This window comes from Achromobacter sp. Bel, from assembly GCF_012928505.1.
Taxonomy (GTDB): Bacteria; Pseudomonadota; Gammaproteobacteria; order Burkholderiales; family Burkholderiaceae_B; genus Achromobacter.
Window position 1 is genome coordinate 71,366 of sequence record NZ_JABBJN010000007.1, and the last position, 19,664, is coordinate 91,029.

Consider the following 19,664-nt stretch of genomic DNA (forward strand, 5'->3'; position numbering starts at 1 on the left):
CGCATGAGCCTGTCACGCCCCTTCATCCTGCGCCCGGTCGCAACGTCCTTCCTGATGATCGCCCTGCTGCTGTCGGGCATCCTGGCCTGGCGCATGCTGCCGGTCGCGGCGTTGCCGCAGGTGGATTACCCGATCATCCAGGTCACCACCCAATACCCGGGCGCCAGTCCCACTGTGACGGCGCGCGCGGTCACGGCGCCGCTCGAGCGGCGTTTCGGGCAGATACCGGGCTTGAAGCAGATGTCGTCCACCAGCGGCAGCGGCATTTCGGTGATCACGCTGCAGTTCTCGTTGGACGTGTCGCTGGGCGTGGCCGAACAGGAAGTGCAGGCCGCCATCAGCGCCAGCGGCTCGCTGCTGCCGTCGGACCTGCCGACGCCCCCTGTCTACCGCAAGGTCAACCCGGCGGACGTGCCCATCCTGACGCTGGCCGTCACCTCTGATTCCCTGCCCTTGCCCAAGGTCTACGACCTGGTGGACACGCGCATGACGCAGCGCCTGTCGCAACTGTCCGGCGTGGGCATGGTCAGTCTGGCCGGTGGCCAGCGTCCGGCCGTGCGGGTGCAGGTCAACCCGATGGCGCTGGCCGCTCGCGGCTTGCAGCTGTCGGATGTGCAGGAGGCCATCGCCAAGGCTAACTCGAACCAGCCCAAGGGCAGCTTCGACGGTCCGGTGCGCTCGGTCATCATGGACGCCAACGACCAGTTGCAAAGCGCGGAGGAATACCGCGAGCTGATCGTCGCCTGGAAGAACGGCGCGCCGGTGCGGCTGGGCCAGGTCGCCACGATCGAGGACGGCGCCGAAGACCGCTACCTGGCCGCCTGGGTCGACAAGCAGCCCGCCGTGCTGGTCAACATCCAGCGCCAGCCGGGCGCCAACGTCATCGCCGTGGCCGACCAGGTCAAGGCGCTGCTGCCCCAATTGACCGCCAGCCTGCCCGCCGCGGCGCAGGTGCGCATCCTGACCGACCGCACCGAGAGCATCCGCGCATCGGTGCGCGGCGTGCAGTGGGAACTGGTGTTCGCCGTGGGCCTGGTTGTGTTGGTGACCTTTCTGTTCCTGCGCAACCTGCCCGCCACCCTGATCCCCAGCCTGGCGGTGCCGCTGTCCTTGATCGGCACGTTCGGCTTCATGCACCTGGCCGGCTTTTCCACCAATAACCTGACGTTGATGGCCCTGACCATCGGCGCCGGTTTCGTGGTGGACGACGCCATCGTCATGCTGGAGAACATCGCGCGCTACCGCGAACAGGGGCACAGCCCCATGTCGGCCGCGCTGAAAGGCGCCGGGCAGATCGGCTTCACGCTGGTGTCGCTGACGCTGTCGCTGATCGCAGTGCTGATCCCCCTGCTGTTCATGGAAGACGTGGTGGGCCGCCTGTTCCGCGAGTTTGCCATCACGCTGGCGGTGGCCATCCTGATATCGCTGGCGGTGTCGTTGACGCTGACGCCCATGATGTGCGCGCGCCTGCTCCCCGCCCACGTGGAATCGCGCCCCGGCCTGCTGGATCGCGTCCAGGCGCGCTATGCCGGTTGGCTGGACGTGACCTTGCGCCACCAGCGCCTGACGTTGCTGGTGATGGTGGCCACCGTCGTGCTGACCGGCCTGCTGTACCTGGCGGTTCCCAAGGGCTTTTTCCCGGTGCAGGACGGCGGCGTGCTGCAAGGCGTGACCCAATCGTCGCAGAACACATCATTCGACGCCATGTCGCGGCGACAGCAGGCGGTGGCGCACAGCCTGCTGGCCGATCCTGACGTGCAGAGCCTGTCGTCGTTCATCGGCATCGATGGCATGAACACCACGCTGAACACCGGCCGCCTGCTGATCAACCTGAAGCCCTGGGCCGAGCGCAGCGCGCCGCTGGCCGACATCATGGCCCGGCTGGATGCGCGCGCCCGCGAGGTCCAGGGCATTTCGCTCTTCCTGCAACCCGTGCAGGAACTGAACATCGAAGACCGCGTCAGCCGCGGCCAGTATCAGTTCACGCTGACCTCGCCCGACAGCGCCCTGCTCACCCAGTGGAGCCTCGCGCTGACGCAGCGCCTGGCACAGTCGCCCGAACTGGCCGAGGTGTCGTCCGACCTGCAAGGCGACGGCCGCCAGGCCTTCCTGCAGGTGTCCCGCGACACCGCCGCGCGGCTGGGCGTGACAATGGACGACGTGGTGCAGACGCTCTACAACGCGTTCGGCCAGCGCCAGGTCGCCACCCTGTTCACCCAGTCCAACCAGTACCGCGTGGTGCTCGAAGTGGACCGCCGGCTGGCCTTGAGCCCCGACGCGCTGGAACGCATCCATCTGCAGACCGACGCCGGCCAGGCCATTCCGCTGTCGGCGCTGGCCACGGTCAGCGAGCGGGCCGTGCCGCTGGCCGTGAATCATCTGTCGCAATTCCCGGCGGTGAATCTGTCTTTCAACCTGCCACCGGGCGGCTCGCTGGGCGAGGCCATCGCCGCCATCGACACCGCCCAGCGCGACATCAACATGCCGCCCAGCGTCGAACTGCGCCTGCAGGGCGCCGCGTCGGCGTTCCAGGCATCGTTGTCCAACACGCTGTGGCTGATGCTGGCCGCCGTGGTCACGATGTATCTGGTGTTGGGCATGCTGTACGAAAGCGCGATCCATCCCGTCACCATCCTGTCGACGTTGCCGTCGGCCACGGTGGGCGCGCTGCTGGCGCTGCTGCTCACGGGCAGGCCGCTGGACCTGATCGCCGTCATCGGCATCATCCTGCTGATCGGGCTGGTGAAGAAGAACGGCATCATGATGGTGGACTTCGCGCTGGAAGCCGAGCGCGCGCGCGGCCTGCCGCCGGAAGCCGCCATCCGCGAAGCCGCGCTGCTGCGCCTGCGCCCCATCCTGATGACGACGCTGGCCGCCTTGTTCGGCGCCTTGCCGCTGATGCTGGCCACGGGCTCCGGCGCCGAACTGCGCCAGCCGCTGGGCTGGGTCATGGTGGGCGGATTGCTGGTCAGCCAGGTGCTGACGCTGTTCACCACGCCCGCGGTCTACCTGTTCTTCCACCGCCTTGGCCAGCGGCGCGGCGTCGCCGCCAAGCCCGCAAGGACTGACGGGCCCGCGGCATGATCCGGGCCTTGCTGCACCGGCCGGTCGCCTGCATCTTCCTGGCGCTGGCGCTCACGCTGCTGGGCGCGGTGGCCTGGCGGCTGCTGCCCGTGGCCCCGCTACCCCAGGTGGACTTCCCCACCATCGAAGTGCGCGCCGAGTTGCCGGGCGCCAGCCCCGAAAGCATGGCCAGCACCGTGGCCGCCCCGCTGGAACGCGCCCTGGGCAGCATCGCGGGCGTCAGTTCCATGACGTCGTCCAGCAACCAGGGCGCGACCCGCGTCCAGCTGCAGTTCGACCTGGACCGCGACATCAACGAAGCCGCCCGCGATGTGCAGGCCGCCATCAATGCCGCCCGCGCCGAACTGCCTGCGGGCATGCCGGGCAATCCCAGCTACCGCAAGATCAACCCGTCGCAGGCGCCCATCATGGCCCTGGCGCTCAGTTCCCCGACCCGACCCGCAGGCCAGCTCTACGACCTGGGCGCGACCGTGCTGGCGCAGAAGATCTCGCAGATCAACGGGGTGGGCGAAGTGACGATGGGCGGCAGTTCGCTGCCCGCCGTCCGGGTGCAGGTCAATCCCAACGCGCTGGCCCACTACGGCGTGGCGCTGGACGACGTGCGCGAGGCCATCTCCGAGGCCGCGCCGATGCGCCCGCAGGGTCAACTGGATTCGGCCGGCCAGCGTTGGGAGGTCGGCACGCCCGCGCAACCGCGCACCGCGCAGGAATACGGCAGCCTGATCGTGCGCCACCAGGACGGCGCCGTCATCCGGCTGGCCCAGGTGGCGAAAGTCAGCGATTCGGTGGAAAACCGCTACAGCAGCGGCTTCCACAACCGCAACCCCGCTGTCGTGCTGACCATCAGCCGCCAGCCCGGCTCGAACATCATCGAAACCATCAAGGCCATCAACGAGGCCCTGCCCGGCTTGCGCGCACTGATGCCGGCCGACGTGGACCTGACCGTGGCGCTGGACCGATCGCCGGGCATCAACGCCACGCTGCGTGAAGCGCACATCACCCTTGCGCTGGCCACGGCGCTGGTCATCCTGGTCGTGTGGCTGTTCCTGGGCAACGCGCGGGCGGCCGCCATCCCCAGCGTGGCGATCCCGGTCTGCCTGGTCGCCACCTTCGCCGTCATGTACGTGTGGGGTTTTTCGCTGAACAATCTGTCGCTGATGGCGCTGATCGTGGCCGCCGGCCTGGTGGTGGACGACGCGATCGTCGTGCTGGAGAACATTTCGCGGCACCTCGAACGAGGCCTGTCGCCCAGAAAGGCGGCGCTGCGCGGCGTGCGGGAAGTGGGCTTCACGCTGGTTGCCATGACCGCTGCCCTGAGCGTGGTGTTCGTCTCCATCCTGTTCATGGGCGGGCTGGTCGAGCGGCTGTTCCGCGAATTCTCGATCACGCTGGTGGCCGCCACCGTGATCTCCCTGGTGGTGTCGGTCGCGATCATTCCCGCTCTGTGCGCGCGTTGGCTCAAACCCGGCGCGGCGCCTCATGCCGGGCCGGCCCGCCCATCGCGCATGCAGGCGGCCTTTGCCCGCGTGCACGACGGGTACGGCGTATCGCTGGCCCGCGTGCTGGGCCATGCGCGCCTGACGCTGTTGCTGCTGGCGGGAGTCATCGGGCTGAACGTCTACCTATACGTGGACGCCCCCAAAGGTTTCCTGCCGGTCCAGGATACCGGCCAACTGGTCGGGTTCGTCCGGGGCGACGACGGGTTCTCGTTCCAGGTCATGCAGCCCAAGATCGACCAGTACCGCCAGCTGGTGCTCAAACACCCGGCCGTGCAGGACGTCATCGGCTATAACGGCGGCGGCCTGGGCATCAGCAATTCGCTGTTCCTGATCCGATTGAAACCCGTGTCCCAGCGCCGCGAATCTTCCACCGAAGTCATCAATTGGCTACGTGTGAATTCGCCACCGGTGCCGGGCGGCATGTTCTTCCTGAACGTGGACCAGGACCTGCGCATGCCGGGCGGCTTCGGCAACTCGGGCGATCACGAACTGGCCATCATGGCCAGCGATGTGCCCGCGCTGCGGGAATGGTCGCGCAAGATCTCCAAGGCCATGCAAGCCATCCCCGAACTGCGCGACGTGGACGCCGAGGGGGATGGCGCCACCCAGCAGGTAGTGATCAACATCGACCGCAGCGCCGCCCAGCGCCTGGGCGTGGACATGGACACGATCAGCAGCGTGCTCAGCAATTCCTTCAGCCAGCGCCAGGTGGCCACGCTGTACGACGCCATGAACCAGTACCGCGTGGTGCTGGAACTGGACCCCCGCTACACCGAAGACCCCGAGGTGCTGGAGCAGGTGCACGTCGTTGCCGCCAACGGCACGCGCGTGCCGCTGACGGCGTTCGCCACCTACGAGAACGGCCTGGTCAACGACCGCGTCTTCCACGACGGCCTGTTCGCCGCCGTGGGCGTGGGCTTTTCCCTGGCCGAGGGCGTATCGCTGGAACAAGGACTGGCCGCCATCGACGCCACGATGGCCAAACTGATGGTGCCCTCCTCGATCCAGACGCGCCTGGGCGGCGACGCCCGCAACTTCCAGCAAAGCGTCCAGGACCAACCCTGGTTGATCCTGGCGGTGCTGGTCGCCATCTATCTGGTGCTGGGCATCCTGTATGAAAGCCCGCTGCATCCGCTGACCATTTTGTCGACACTGCCTTCGGCGGGGGTTGGCGCGCTGCTGGCGTTGCGCATAGCCAACATCGAGTTCACCCTGATTGCGCTGTTGGGGCTGTTCCTGCTTGTCGGCATCGTCATGAAGAACGCCATCCTGATGATCGACTTCGCGCTCAGCCTGGAACGGCGGGAAGGATTGACGCCCGAACAGGCCATTCACCGCGCCGCGATGCTGCGCCTGCGGCCCATCGTCATGACCAATCTGGCGGGGCTGCTGGGCGCGCTGCCGCTGGTGCTGGGCATGGGCGAAGGCTCCGAATTGCGGCGCCCGCTGGGCATCGCGATTGTCGGCGGCCTGATGATCAGCCAGTTCCTGACGCTGTACACGACGCCGATCGTCTACCTGGCGTTGGAGCGGCTGCGACTGAAGGTCCGCGCCGCGCGGGTCCGCGCGATGTAGTCCAACCGTCCTAGCCCGGCAGGACCGGTGCTTCGCATATCAATCCCCAGGCGTCCATGGTAATGTCGCTGCGTGTATTCCGATAACAGCGCGTTGACCGAGGCGTTCCGGCGCCGACGCAGAAAAAGGGGACTATGCAGGCGCCCGCGCCATCCACCGTCTTTGTGCATCAGGTGGATATCCCATCCCCGGTTTCTGATTCGTTGACACTTCAAACACTGTTTACGTGATTGATCAGGCCGAAGAGACAATGACTGTGCGAACGGACTTTCCCATTGTGGGTATTGGCGCTTCCGCTGGCGGCATCGAAGCGCTGGAAGGCTTTTTCCGTGGCCTGCCCCCAAAGCCGGGGCTCGCTTTCGTCGTGCTTACCCATTTGAGCCCCGCGCGTGAAAGCCACTTGCCCGAGGTAATCCAGCATTACACCGGCTTGAAAGTCCAAACGGCCACGCAGGACGCGGAGATCCTGGTCGACAACGTCTACGTGCTGCCCGCCGATGCCGTGATGTCGATCCACGAAGGGCGGCTGCGGCTGCGCCAGCGGGTGCCCGAGCAACGAGGCCCGCGCCCGATCGACCTGTTCTTCACGTCGCTGGCGCTGGATCGCCGCGAATTCTCGGCGGGCGTGGTGCTTTCCGGCGGCGATTCGGACGGCACGTTGGGCATCAAGGCCATCAAGGAGCAAGGGGGCCTGACCTTGGCGCAGTCGGCCAACGGATTTGGCCCGAGCAGCCCGGAGATGCCAGGCAGCGCCATCGCCACGGGCCTGGTGGACTTGATCGTGCCGGCCGATCAGATGGGCAGGAACCTGGTCGATTTCGCAGCCGGGCTGGGCCATCTGGACGATCTGAACGACGCCGCCGCCCAAGGGCCGGAGCGCGCCCGGCTGAACGCCGCCAAACACGAGATCTACGCAATGCTGCGGGTACGCATCGGGCACGATTTCAGCGGCTATAAAAGCAAGACCTTTATGCGCCGCGTGCAGCGCCGCATGCATGTGAACCAGATGCCCACCCTGGACGCCTATGTCGAATTCCTGAAGCAGACCCCCCAGGAGGCGGGGGCTCTGTTCCGCGATCTGCTCATCAGCGTCACGAACTTCTTCCGCGACGCCGAGGCCTTCGAATCGTTGGAGGCTCAGGTCATCCCTGAACTGATGAAAGACCGCGGCGCCACGGAAACCATCCGCCTGTGGGTGCCCGGTTGCGCCACGGGCGAAGAGGTCTATTCCCTGGCGATCCTGCTGCGCGAACACCTGGACACCCTGCCGACGGCGCCTCGCGTACAGATTTTCGCCACCGACATCGACGACCGCGCATTGGCCGTCGCGCGGGCGGCGCGGTATCCCGCCGCCTTGCTTGACGGGGTATCGTCCGAGCGGCGCAAACGTTTTTTTGTCGCCGATGGCGACAGCTACGTGGTCGGCAAAGCCGTGCGCGACCTGTGCATTTTTTCGCCGCACAACGTATTGCGCGATCCGCCGTTTTCCCGGATCGACCTGGTGTCATGCCGCAACCTGCTGATCTATTTCGGCGGTGGCATCCAGAAGCAGGTCATCCCCACGTTCCACTACGCGTTGCGACCAGGCGGCTATCTGTTCCTGGGGATGTCGGAAAACGTCACTCAGTTCAACGACCTGTTCAGCCCGGTCAACAAAAAACACCGGATCTTCCAGCGCCGCACGGATATCGGCGCACAGCCGCGGCCTACGATCGCCCTGCCCTCCATGCATAAACCGGACCTGCCCCATTCCACGCACCGCCGCGCGCAGACCGGCGCTTCGGCGCTGCGCCAATCCGTCGACAGCCAGGTGCTGGCGCACCATGCGCCGCCCCACGTGCTGGTCAACCGCGACGGCGACATCGTCTATTACTCCGGGCGCACCGGAAAATACCTGGAAGCCGCCGCCGGCGTACCGACGCGTCAGGTGCTGACCCTGGCGCGCAAGGGGCTGCGCCTGGACTTGCGCACCCTGTTGCACGAGGCCGCGGAAACCGGCCTGCCCGCCGTGCGCGAGAACGTGGCCGTCGACGGCGAGGATGGCCGCGTCCAGATGGTGACCTTGACGGTGGAGCCCCTGGCCGACCACAAGGAAAACGAACCGCTGTTCCTGATCCTGTTTGCCGATCACGGGCCCCCGTTTAACCGCGACGAAGCCTACGCCCACGGCAGCATGACGCAGCAAGGCGCGGCCCAGCAGATCGAGCTGGAACTGCGCGACACGCGCGAACGCCTGCAATCCATGATCGAGGAATACGAAACCGCACTGGAGGAATTGAAGTCTTCCAATGAAGAGCTGGTATCGGTCAATGAGGAATTCCAGTCCACCAACGAAGAATTGGAGGCGTCCAAGGAAGAGCTGGTGTCGCTGAACGAAGAGCTGCACACCGTCAATGCCGAACTCCATGGCAAGGTCGACGAACTGGACCGCAGCAACAGCGACCTGCACAACCTGTTTGAAAGCACCGCCATCGCCACGCTGTTCCTGGACCGCGACCTGATCATCCGCAGCTTCACGCCGGCCATGGGCGATGTGTTCAACATTCTTCCCAGCGACTGCGGACGCCCCATCACCGATCTGGCCAGCCGTTTCGACCTGCCCTCCTTCGCCAACGACATCGCCCAGGTCTATACCCATTATCAGCCGATCGAACGCCGCATCGCCGGCACCTTGGACGGCAAGCACTACCTGCTGCGCCTGGTGCCTTACCGCAGCAGCGACAGCCAGGTCGACGGCGTCGTCGTGACGTTCATCGACATCACCCTTATTACCCGCGCTGAACGGCGCCACCGCGTCCTGATATCCGAACTGCAGCACCGCACCCGCAACTTGCTGGCGCTGGTGCAAAGCGTGGCGCGGCGCACGTTGGGCGACGGCGAACCTTTCCAGCGTCTGGACACGCGACTGGCCGCACTGAGCCGCGTGCAGGGCATGCTGAGCGAAACCAATGGGGAAAAGATCGAATTCAGCGGCGTCGTGCATCGCGAGCTCGACGCGGTGGGCAACGAGCGCCAGGTCACGATCAACGGCCCCGAGGTCCGCATCGGCCCGGAACGCATCCAGACCCTGGCGCTGGCCGTCCACGAACTGGCGACCAACGCCGTGAAATACGGAGCCCTACGCTACGAATCGGGCCGGCTGGATGTCAAATGGCACGTCGAACGCCGCGATGGCGACACCGAGCACCTGATCCTGGATTGGACCGAATCCGGCCTTCCCGCCGCGCCGGACGCGGCGCACCAGGGCTACGGCCGTGAATTGATCGAGCAGACGCTGGTCGTCGCGCTGCGCGCCAAGACCGCCATGGATTTCAAGCCGGACGGCATCTCCTGTCATATCGACATGCCGCTTGAGACCCCGAGCGAGACCAACGACGCCGCGACGCGCCAGTAAGCCAGGCCTCCCCGCGGATGCCTTCGCGGGGACGGGTTGGGCGGATCTACTCCGGTAACCGCGTCGCCGCCGTCAACCGTTCGGCCATGAACGCCAGGAACTCCCGCGCCAACAGCGGCAACGTCCTGCCCTGCAACGTCAGCACCTGGATGCTTCGCTGCCGCATTTCCGGGTTCGTGAACGGCACGCCGGTCAGCTTGTCGCTGCCCGCCAGGCCCATCAGGGTCAGGTATCCCGTCAACGCCACGATGCGGCTGCCCGGCAGCATCGGCAGGAACGCCGCCGAATGGTTCGACACATACGCGGGTTCGATATGCAGCCCGGCGTTCGCGCACGCGGCGTCAAACAGTTGCCGGACCGTCGTACCTTGGTCACCCAGCGATAACGGGTAATCCGCCAGATCCCGCATGCCCACGCTGCGCCGGCTCGCCAGCGGATGGTCCCGGCACATCACCGCATACACCGGCGCCCGCGTCAGCAGTTCGGTCTTCAGTCGTTCGTCCTGCACCGTGGAATAGCGCAGCGCGATCTGCGACAGGCCTTCCAGGATCTGGCGGCTGACTTCGTCCGGCCGCTCCACATGCAGGTGAAACCGCGCCTCCGGCCGCAGCCGCTTGAACTCGGCCATGCTGAGCGGCAGGAAGCGGTGCGCGAAACCTTCGGTGCAGGCCAGCCGGATCGTGACGTCGCCCACATGGCCGCGCTGGCGGATCTGGGTCGTGACGCGCTCGGCCTCCAGGGCGGCGGCGTTGGCATAGGCCGCAAGCTGACGGCCGGCTTCGCTCAGCGCCATGCCGCGCGCCTGGCGCTCGAACAGCACGATACCCAGGTCGTCTTCCAGCTTGGCGATCTGGCGGCTGACGGCCGAGGCCGCCACGTGCTGCGCCGCCGCCGCCCCGGCGATGGATCCGCAGCGGGCAACTTCCAGGAAATACCTCAAGGCCAGTGAAATCATGGTCGGGTCCTCAAGCCATGCCTTAAAGGCACGTTAAAGATGCTAATTATCTAATTGTGGCACGGGGTGAAGCGTAATAACTTTGTGCTTCCCTTGCGCACCCGAGAACCGATGTGATTCGCGAACAAGCCGTCCTCCACGCCGTTGAAGCCTTTGACTCCGGCGCCCTGCTGACCACGCTGGCGCGTCGCGTCGCCTACGCCACGGAAAGCGAAGTGCCGGAGCAAGCGCCCGCGCAGCATGCCTACCTGAATGAAGACCTGATCCCGCTGATGACGGCGCTGGGGTTTTCCTGTGAGGTCCATGCCAATCCCGCCGGGGTCGACCTGCCCATCCTGGTGGCGCGCCGCGTCGAACACCCCGGCCTGCCGACTGTGCTGATGTACGGCCACGGCGATGTCGTGCGCGGCAACGCCGCGAAATGGGAAGCCGGGCGCGACCCGTGGCGCCTGCAAGTCGAGGGCGACCGCTGGTACGGCCGCGGCACGGCCGACAACAAGGGCCAGCATTCCATCAACCTGGAAGCCCTGCGGCACGTGATCGCCGCCCGCGACGGCAAGCTGGGTTTCAATACGACCTGGCTGATCGAGACCGGTGAAGAGGCCGGTTCGCCCGGCCTGGCCGCCTTCTGCGATGCGCAGCGCGACGCGCTGGCAGCCGACGTATTCATCGCCAGCGACGGCCCGCGCCTGAGCGCCGAACGCCCCACGCTCTTCATGGGGTCGCGCGGCGCGGTGAATTTCGAACTGAAAGTGCGCGCGCGCGAGCGCGGCTACCACTCCGGCAACTGGGGCGGCCTGCTGGCCAATCCAGCCATCGTGCTGATGCACGCCATCGGCACGATGGTGGACGCCCGCGGTCGCATCACCGTTGATGGCCTGCGCCCGCCGCCGATCCCGGCCGCGGTGGCCGCTGCGTTGGCCGACCTGCAGGTGGGCGGTGGCGAAGACGACCCCGAGATCAACGCGTGGTGGGGCGAACCCGACCTGTCGGCGCCCGAAAAGGTGTTCGGCTGGAACAGCCTTGACGTCCTGACCTTTGGCGCGGGAGACCCGTCCAAGCCCGTGAACGCGATCCCGCCCGAAGCCGTGGCCTGGTGCCAATTGCGCTTCGTGGTCGGCACCGACTGGCGCGCGCTGGAGACCCACGTGCGCGAACACCTGCGCCAGGCGGGCTTCGAAGCCGTGCACGTGCGGATCGGCATGCAGGCGGGCGCCACGCGCTTGTCGCCCGACAATGCCTGGGTGCGCTGGGCCGCCGCGTCGCTGGAACGCACGACCGGCAAACGGCCCGCGCTGCTGCCCAACCTGGGCGGTTCGCTGCCCAACGATATTTTTGCCGACCAACTGGGCCTGCCCACCCTGTGGGTGCCGCACTCCTACCCCGCCTGCGCGCAGCACGCGCCCAATGAACATCTGCTGGGCAGCGTGGCGCGCGAGGGGCTGGCCATCATGGCCGGCCTGTTCTGGGACCTGGGCGACCAGGGCCCCGCCCTGCGGGACGCGGCCGCCGCCTCGGCCGCCCCCCTGGCTGCCTGACCCCTCCCCCCTATTTTCGCGTTTCCCATGACCCTTCGAGAGCTTTGCCATGACCGCTAGATTTTGTGCCGCCGTGATGGCGTTCAACCTTGCCGTCGCCGCGTATGCGGGCGAGGCCCATGCCGCGTACCCCGAACAGCCGATCAAGATCGTCGTGCCGTTCACGCCGGGCGGTGCCACCGACGCGGTGGCCCGGCTGCTGGCCAACCGGCTGTCGGGCAGCCTGGGACAGTCCGTGATCGTCGAGAACCGCCCGGGCGCGTCCACCGTGATCGGCGCCGATGCCGTGGCGCGCGCGCAACCCGACGGCTACACGCTGCTGCTGTCGGGCAGCACCACCTATACGGTATTGCCCGCACTGAAGTCCACGTTGCCTTATGACCCGATCAACAGCTACGAACCCATCGCCATCGTGGCCATGGCCCCCGTCGTGCTGCTGGCGCAGAACGGCCTGGCGGTCAACACGGTGCAGGAAGCGGCCGCGCTGGCCAAGCGGCAAAGCGACAAGGGCGGCCTGATGTACGGCACCTTCGGACCAGGCTCCGCGCCGCACCTGGCCGGCGAAATGTTCGCCGAAGCGGTAGGCGCCAAGATGATGCCCGTGCCCTACAAGGGCAGCGCGCAATTGATCACCGCGATGATCGGTGGAGAAGTCGCGCTGGGCGTGGACACGGTGTCGTCGGCCGCGCCGCAGGTGCGCGCCGGCAAGGTCCGCGCCTTGGCGGTCACGGGCGAACACCGCGTGCCGCAGTTGCCGGACGTGCCCACCTTCACCGAAGCGGGCATTCCCGAGGTGTCTTTTGTCGGCTGGTATGCGCTGGCCGCTCCGGCCCGCACGCCCGCGCCGGTCATCGACACGCTGAACCGCGCGGTCGCCAAGATCATGGAAGATCCGCAGGTGCGCAAAGCCGTGTCGGACCTGGCGCTTGAACCCGTGTACTTGCCCGGCCAGGCGTTCCACGCACAGATCACCCGGGAAATGCGCACGTTCGGCGACGTGGCCAAACGCGCAAACATCACGCTGGACTGACGCGCGCGGCCGGCCGCGGCGCAGGGCATGCGGCGCGGCCGGCTCGCCGGAGCGATCAATACTTGTAGTTCACGCCCAGCATGGCGCTAAACGGTGCGCCATAGTAGTTGCTGTAGACGTTGGTGCTGGCGTAGTACTTCTTGTCGAACACGTTGTTCAGGTTCAAGGTGGCCGACCACTGGCGGCTGAACTGGTAGCGTGCCATCAAATCCACCAGCGCATAGCCGCTTTGCGACGACTCGAACGGTTGCCCGCCCGGGCCCCGGCTGGAATACTCGCTGCCGCTTTCCCATCGCACCCCGCCGCCCACCGTCAATGCGCTGAGATCGCCCGGCAGACGGTATGTGGTGTACAGCTTGGCGATGTGGCGCGGCAGGCCGACTTGCGTGATGAAGCCTTGCGGCAGGCGGCGGTCCACGTAGGCGTAGGACAGCTGCAACTGCCATCCAGGGGTCAGCTCGCCGGTGATTTCGGCTTCCACGCCGCGCATCACCGCGCCGTCGGCGGCGACGTAGGCGCTATCGCCATTCGGCGCCAGACGGTCGCCGTCCACCATCGCATAGTTGTCCTGACGGGTGCGGAACAAGGCCAGCGACCCGTTCAGGCGGCCGTCCAGGAACGCCGATTTCAGGCCGATCTCGTAGGTATTGCCCTTGATGGGTTCCAGCACGCCGCCCGTCACGTCTTGCGCCTGTTGCGGCTGGAAGATGCTGGTGTAGCTGGCATAGGCGGACAGGGTGCTGGTCAGGTCGTACACCACGCCGGCATAGGGGGTGTAGACGCCCTGCTCGCGCATATTGTCCGGGTAGGACGAGCCATCGTTATAGTTGTAGGACGCCTGCTGGTCCCACCACGTCACCCGCGAGCCCAACACCAGCGACAGCGCGTCCGTCGGGCGCAGGCGTACCGCGCCATAGATCGACGACTGCTTTTCGGTGTAGTAGCGCCTGCCTGTCGATTGCCAATCCGGCTCGGGCATGTCGCCGTTCCACTGGCGGATATCGGGAATCTTGGCGTCATAACCCGGCGCGACCCAAAGCGGATACATGTCGTAGTCGCCCCGGGTGCGCGATGCGCTGGCGCCCACCACCAGGTCGTGCTGACGGCCAAAGGCGTCGAACGCGCCGGTCAGGCTGGCATCGACGGCGTTCTGGGTTTTCGGAATGGGCCATTTGGCCACCCATACCGATGCGCCCTGACCCGTCGTCGGGTTGGCCCAGCCGTTGCTGCTGAACCAGCCATAGGTGCGGTCGTTGTCATCGCCTGTGCGGGACACGGTCACCGAGCCCTTCCACGACGGCGCGAATTCATGGTCCAGCGTCGCGAACACGTTGTAGCGCGTGCGTTCCTGGCGGCTCCAGTCAGTGGCCGAATTGAAGCGCTGCGGGAAATCCGTTTTCGTCCCATCCGCATACGCGGCGGGGAAACCGAAGTACGAGCATTCCGTGCACTTCTTGCGCTGATACTCCGCGCCCAGCGTCAGCATGGTGCGTTCGGTCAGGTCGGCCTCGACCACGCCATACAGCAACTGCGAATCCTGCTTGACGCGGTCGATGAACGAACCGCCTTCCTGCCACGCGCCGACCAGCCGGCCGCGAAGCTTGCCCGCTTCGTCCAGAGGGCTGCCCAGATCGAACTCCGTGCGCTTGTAGTCCCAGGAACCCACGGCGGCCCCCACGCCGGCCTCGAACTCGCGGGTGGGCCGCTTACGCACCAGATTGATCGAGGCAGCGGGGTTGCCGGCGCCGTTCAACAGGCCGGTGGAACCGCGCACCACCTCAATCCGGTCATACAGCGCGGTGTCCAGGCCCAGCGCATTGAAGTCCTTGTGGGTAGGCACGCCGTCCACCTGCATGTTGGTGATCTCCATGCCGCGCGCGTACAAGCCCTTCTCGTTGTCGTCCGCAGACCCCTTCTTCTTGAAGGTCAGGCCCGGCGTGTTGGCGATGGCGTCTTCCAGCGTGTTGAGCCCCTGGTCCGACAGGCGCTGGCGCGTCATCACCGACACCGATTGGGGAGTCTCGCGCAGCGTCATCGGCAGCTTGGTGGCCGTCGTGGACAAGCCCACGGTGTACGAGTCCGATCCCTCGCTGGGCGCGGGGTCGCGCGAGCCCAGCACTTCCACCGGCGCAAGCGTCTGCGCGCCGGCGATGCGCAGTCCGTAGTTGTTGCCGCCTTGGCTGACGACCTCCAGCCCGGTGCCCGACAGCATGGCCGCCAGCCCCGACGCGATGCCGTAATCGCCTTGCAGGCCGGCGCTTTGCTTGCCTTGCGTCAATTGGGCGTCGAACGACAGCACGACGCCCGCCTGCGCGGCGAAGCGGCCGAGCGCCAGGCCCAGCGGACCGGCGGGAACATCATAGCGGCGGGCCGCATCGGCGGACGGCGCCGCCTGCGCCACCGCGGGCGGCGCCGACGCCAGCGCCATCAAGGCGACAAAAACGGCGCGCGCGATCGGCGCCAGCGGTCCGGGATGGCGGTGCAAGGACATGTTGAAGGGCATAAGCTCTGGTTTTCCGTGAATCGAATCCGACGTAATCCCTGCTAAGTCGGACGAGCGCGGAAAAAGGACAATGCCAAATAAAAATAAATCAGCCGCGGGCGACCACGCGGGTGTAATAGCGGGTGAAGCGCGACACGCGCACGGGCAGCGCGCGTTCCACGGCCGCCAACGCGCGGTCGGTGTCGTCGATGGGAAACGCGCCCGACACGCGCAGGGCCGCCACCGCGTCGTCACAACGAAGGCGGCCGGGACGGTAGCGGTCCAGCTGCGCAATGAACTCGGCCAGCCGCATGCCGTCCACGATCAGCAGGCCCCGCGTCCACGCATCGGGTTCGCCCAGGACGACGCCCGCGCGGCGGGCGCCCGACGCTTCCAGCACGCCTTGTTCGCCCGCGTTCAGCCGTAGTGGCGTCGCCCCGTTGGCGGGCCGCAGCTCGACCGCATGCCGCAGTACCGCGACACGCGTGCATGCATCCTGCCGATTGACGGTAAAGCGCGTGCCCAAGGGACGCACCGTGCCGTGCAGCGTCGTCACCCGCAAAGGCGGCAGGCCCGGGGCGGCATGTTCGGTATCGATCAGGATCTCGCCTGCGTGCACGGTCACGTGGCGGCCGCGCGCGTCCATGGCGACGTCCACCGCGCTTGCGCTGTCCAGCCACAGCAAGGTGCCGTCCGCCAGCAGCAGTTCGCGCCGTTCGCCCGCGCCCATCCGGTAGTCGGCCAGATAGCTGGCCGCCAGCCGCTCGACCGGCAAGGTACGCCACGCCAGCACGCCGCCGGCGCCGAACAGGGCCACCGCCCCCAGGCCACTGCGCAAGGCGGCGCGCCGGCGCGCGAAGTGGTGGTCTGCGCGGTTGAGTGTATCGGCGGCCAGCCGCGCGGGCGCCGCGCCCAATGTGCCGCGCAGGCGTTCGACCTGCCGCCAGATGCGGGCATGTTCCGGGTCGGCAGCCAGCCAACGGCCATGCGCCGCCACATCGGCCGCATCGGCGTCGTCGGCGCATAGCCGCGCATACCATTGCGCCGCCGCAGAGATTGTCTTGTCCGCCATCGCCGGTTACTGCCGTTCCAAGGCGTACACGAGGCAGTGCTCGGTCGCGCGGGCCATGTATTTCTTGACCGAACTGACCGTCACGCCCAGCCTGGCCGCGATGTCCGCGTAGCTTGCGCCTTCCAGCTGGGACATCAGGAACGCACGCCGCACCTTGTCGCCCAGGCCCTGCAGCATGGCGTCGATCTCGCGGATGGTTTCCAGCAGAATGGCCTGTGTTTCGGGTGAGATCGCATGGGCCTCCGGCTGCTGCGCCAGGGTTTCCATCCAGGCGCGTTCCAACACCTGGCGGCGAATGTGGTCCACCAGCGTGCGTTGGGCCACGGTGGCCAGAAAGCTGCGCGGCTGGCGCACACCCTGCAGCTGCGCCATGGACGCGGGCGAGGCCAACAGACGCAGAAAGGTGTCCTGGGCCAGGTCGGCGGCTTCGGCCGGCACGCTCAGCCGCCGCAGCAGCCACCCACGCAACCAGCCGTGGTGATCGCGATAAAGCAAGCCTAGCTCGCGGTGCTCCAGAGATTCCAAGGACGACATGGCCGTAGCGCGACCGCTTCCTGATTTTTAAGAATGGGAATTGTAATCATTATTGATGATGGCGGGCAATCGCCCGCCATTCCCCATCTTGACGCCCTACACCGCCGGCGGCATCGTCTCCCGCTCGGGATGCCGGTGCTTGGCCAGCGCCTGGATGAACCGGGCCGCGCTTTTCGCCGGCGCCCCGGTTTCCACCAGCAGGCCGGCGTCCGACCCGTCAGGCGCAATGCCCGCTGCCTCGAAGACCTGCGCGCCGGCTCCCTGCCCCAACAGCGTCTTGCCATGGCGGAAGGCGTCGCGCAGGAATTCCAGCGCCCGCCCGTCCGTCCGCAATCGCCCGACGGCGCCCTCGCCGCCCGGGACCACAGCGCCGTCGAACAGCCCCGAAGGGTGATTGTCCAGCGACGCGTCCGCATCCAGCGTGCTGCCGTCTTCCGCCTGCACAGGGCCAATCCGCTGCCCCACCAGCCGCACCACGACACCGGCTTTGATCAGCGCGTCCGCCACGGCCGTTACGGCCGCGCCGTCCACGCCTTCGGCCACCAGGATGGCGACCTTGCGCGTGGCGACGCCGCCATCGCCCGGCCTTGCGGTCAGCGACAGCGCCGGCGACAAATCCACCTCTGGCTTGGGCGGCTGGGAGGCGGCGCGCGGCAAGGGTTCGGGCAAGGCCATGCCCAACTGGTTCGCCACGGCCTGGGCCAGTTCGTCCGACACGTTGCGCAGCGACGCCACCATGCGCTGCCGGATCGCCGGCACGGTGACCTTGCTGAGTTCAAAGGCGAAGGCGTTGATGATGTGCCGCTGCTCCCAGTCCGTCTGGCTATTGAAGAACAGCGCGGCCTGGTTGTAGTGCTCGGCGAACTTCTCCGGATGGCCGCGCAACTCGTCACCCGTCACGGGTTCCGGGAACGGCACAAAGCCGTCCATGCCGGCCTGGAACGGGCAGCCACCCGCCAGCGAATTCGGTTCATACGCCACGCGCCCCCGGTGAATGGCCTGGCGGTGCATGCCGTCGCGCTGGTTGTTGTGCACCGGCGCCAGCGGCGCATTGATGGGGATTTCGTGGAAATTCGGGCCGCCCAGGCGCGAGATCTGCGTGTCGACATACGAGTGGATGCGCCCGGCCAGCAGCGGGTCGTTGGTGAAGTCCACCCCCGGCACGACATGCGCCGTACAGAAGGCGACCTGCTCGGTCTCGGCGAAGAAGTTGTCGGGATTGCGGTCCAGCACCATCCGGCCGATGGGCGTGACCGGCACCAGTTCTTCCGGCACGATCTTGGTGGCGTCCAACACGTCGAAGCTGAAGCGCTCCGCCTCTTCTTCCGTGAAGACTTGCACGCCCAACTCCCATTCGGGGCCGTTGCCCGCGTCGATGGCTTCCCACAGGTCGCGCCGGTGGAAGTCGGGGTCGGCGCCCGATACCTTGACCGCTTCGTCCCACACCTGGGAATGCGTACCCAGCACGGGATTCCAATGGAATTTCACCAGCCGCGATTCGCCCTGCGCGTTGACGAAGCGGAAGGTATGCACCCCGAATCCCTGCATCATGCGGTAGCTGCGCGGAATGCCTCGGTCGGACATCACCCACATCAGCATGTGCGTGGATTCCGGCATGAGCGACACGAAATCCCAGAACGTATCGTGGGCAGACGCGGCCTGCGGCATACCGTGGTGCGGCTCGGCCTTCACGGCATGCACCAGGTCCGGGAATTTCATCGCGTCCTGGATGAAGAAGACGGGGATGTTGTTGCCCACCAGGTCCCAATTGCCTTCGTCGGTGTAGAACTTCACGGCGAAGCCGCGCACGTCGCGCGCCGTGTCTTTGGAGCCGCGTTCGCCCGCCACGGTCGAAAACCGCACGAATACCGGCGTGCGTTTGCCCTTCTCGGCGAACAGCGAGGCGGCCGTCAGGTCGGTCAGCGGCTTGTAGCATTCAAAGTAGCCGTGCGCCGCCGAGCCGCGCGCGTGCACGATGCGCTCTGGAATGCGCTCGTGGTCGAAATGCGTGATCTTCTCGCGCAGGATGAAGTCTTTGAGCAAGGCCGGCCCACGCAATCCGGCTTTGAGCGAATGCTGGTTATCGCCGACGCGCACGCCCTGGTTCGTCGTCAGCATCTGGTCGCTGGCGTCCGAACGCACTCGCGCCAGCCGGCCGTCCACGGCGTTCACGCCCGGGGCGGCCGTGTCGACGGTCTTGTCCGACGTCTCGCTTTCCGACAAGGTGCTGCCGCCCACGGACGGATCCGCAAGGGGCACATGCGCACCGGTGACCGGGCAGCGCGCCGCCTCGGCGCCGTACTCGGCAGCCTTGTCGGCATTGTGGGGGATGGCCGCCACCGTCGCGCCCACGGCGGCGGCTCGCTTCAAGGCCGGATGGCCAGGCTTGCCGGCGGGGCCGGCAGCGGGACCGCTATCGGTATTCATATAAGCGGTGTCGAGTGCGCCGCCGCCCTTGCCTGCGGGGGGCTTGCCTGCGGGTTTCTTCGTTGCCATGGCCG

General features: G+C 66.8%; 10 protein-coding genes. 5 read left to right on the top strand and 5 right to left on the bottom strand.

Annotated elements, in window-relative coordinates:
• The first annotated feature begins 3 nt into the window (after window positions 1-3).
• From HG262_RS06845 to HG262_RS06855, 3 genes are all read left to right on the top strand, one after another.
• Window positions 4-3,084 carry a multidrug efflux RND transporter permease subunit gene (locus tag HG262_RS06845; RefSeq protein WP_169270299.1) on the top strand — a complete coding sequence of 1,027 codons (3,081 nt, stop codon included), beginning with the start codon at window positions 4-6 and terminating at the stop codon, window positions 3,082-3,084.
• Complete coding sequence (locus tag HG262_RS06850; RefSeq protein ID WP_169270300.1) at window positions 3,081-6,158, top strand: efflux RND transporter permease subunit; 3,078 nt, start codon at window positions 3,081-3,083, stop codon at window positions 6,156-6,158. Before HG262_RS06845 ends, HG262_RS06850 begins: the two co-directional genes overlap by 4 nt.
• A gap of 250 nt (window positions 6,159-6,408) precedes the next feature.
• Window positions 6,409-9,552 carry a CheR family methyltransferase gene (locus HG262_RS06855; protein ID WP_169270301.1) on the top strand — a complete coding sequence of 1,048 codons (3,144 nt, stop codon included), beginning with the start codon at window positions 6,409-6,411 and terminating at the stop codon, window positions 9,550-9,552.
• Between the two features lie 46 nt (window positions 9,553-9,598).
• Here the strand turns inward: HG262_RS06855 and HG262_RS06860 are convergent, their stop codons facing one another.
• Window positions 9,599-10,507, bottom strand: coding sequence for a LysR family transcriptional regulator (locus HG262_RS06860; RefSeq protein ID WP_169270302.1), 909 nt, complete (start codon window positions 10,505-10,507; stop codon window positions 9,599-9,601).
• 113 nt (window positions 10,508-10,620) lie between these two features.
• Here HG262_RS06860 and HG262_RS06865 point away from each other — a divergent pair, with 113 nt between their 5' ends.
• Window positions 10,621-12,045, top strand: coding sequence for a M20 family metallopeptidase (locus tag HG262_RS06865; RefSeq protein ID WP_169270303.1), 1,425 nt, complete (start codon window positions 10,621-10,623; stop codon window positions 12,043-12,045).
• A 49-nt stretch (window positions 12,046-12,094) separates the two neighbouring features.
• Complete coding sequence (locus HG262_RS06870; protein WP_169270304.1) at window positions 12,095-13,075, top strand: tripartite tricarboxylate transporter substrate binding protein; 981 nt, start codon at window positions 12,095-12,097, stop codon at window positions 13,073-13,075.
• Window positions 13,076-13,130: 55 nt separating this feature from the next.
• On the opposite strand, the gene HG262_RS06875 is transcribed toward HG262_RS06870, so the two are convergent.
• From HG262_RS06875 to HG262_RS06890, 4 genes are all read right to left on the bottom strand, one after another.
• The gene (locus HG262_RS06875) at window positions 13,131-15,578 is read right to left on the bottom strand and encodes a TonB-dependent receptor (RefSeq protein ID WP_169270305.1); all 2,448 of its coding nucleotides are present in this window, start codon (window positions 15,576-15,578) and stop codon (window positions 13,131-13,133) included.
• A gap of 88 nt (window positions 15,579-15,666) precedes the next feature.
• Complete coding sequence (locus HG262_RS06880) at window positions 15,667-16,629, bottom strand: FecR domain-containing protein (protein WP_169270306.1); 963 nt, start codon at window positions 16,627-16,629, stop codon at window positions 15,667-15,669.
• 6 nt (window positions 16,630-16,635) lie between these two features.
• Window positions 16,636-17,163 carry a sigma-70 family RNA polymerase sigma factor gene (locus tag HG262_RS06885; RefSeq protein ID WP_169270307.1) on the bottom strand — a complete coding sequence of 176 codons (528 nt, stop codon included), beginning with the start codon at window positions 17,161-17,163 and terminating at the stop codon, window positions 16,636-16,638.
• Between the two features lie 96 nt (window positions 17,164-17,259).
• Window positions 17,260-19,659: a catalase gene (locus HG262_RS06890; protein ID WP_169270308.1), complete on the bottom strand. Its 2,400-nt coding sequence runs from the start codon at window positions 19,657-19,659 to the stop codon at window positions 17,260-17,262.
• Window positions 19,660-19,664: the final 5 nt, after the last annotated feature.

Bases quoted from the DNA above. Each gene is read 5' to 3' on its own strand.
- HG262_RS06845 (WP_169270299.1), top strand. From the start codon at position 4: ATGAGCCTGTCACGCCCCTTCATCCTGCGCCCGGTCGCAACGTCCTTC.
- HG262_RS06850 (WP_169270300.1), top strand. From the start codon at position 3,081: ATGATCCGGGCCTTGCTGCACCGGCCGGTCGCCTGCATCTTCCTGGCG.
- HG262_RS06855 (WP_169270301.1), top strand. From the start codon at position 6,409: ATGACTGTGCGAACGGACTTTCCCATTGTGGGTATTGGCGCTTCCGCT.
- HG262_RS06860 (WP_169270302.1), bottom strand. From the start codon at position 10,507: ATGATTTCACTGGCCTTGAGGTATTTCCTGGAAGTTGCCCGCTGCGGA.
- HG262_RS06870 (WP_169270304.1), top strand. From the start codon at position 12,095: ATGACCGCTAGATTTTGTGCCGCCGTGATGGCGTTCAACCTTGCCGTC.
- HG262_RS06875 (WP_169270305.1), bottom strand. From the start codon at position 15,578: ATGCCCTTCAACATGTCCTTGCACCGCCATCCCGGACCGCTGGCGCCG.
- HG262_RS06880 (WP_169270306.1), bottom strand. From the start codon at position 16,629: ATGGCGGACAAGACAATCTCTGCGGCGGCGCAATGGTATGCGCGGCTA.
- HG262_RS06885 (WP_169270307.1), bottom strand. From the start codon at position 17,163: ATGTCGTCCTTGGAATCTCTGGAGCACCGCGAGCTAGGCTTGCTTTAT.
- HG262_RS06890 (WP_169270308.1), bottom strand. From the start codon at position 19,659: ATGGCAACGAAGAAACCCGCAGGCAAGCCCCCCGCAGGCAAGGGCGGC.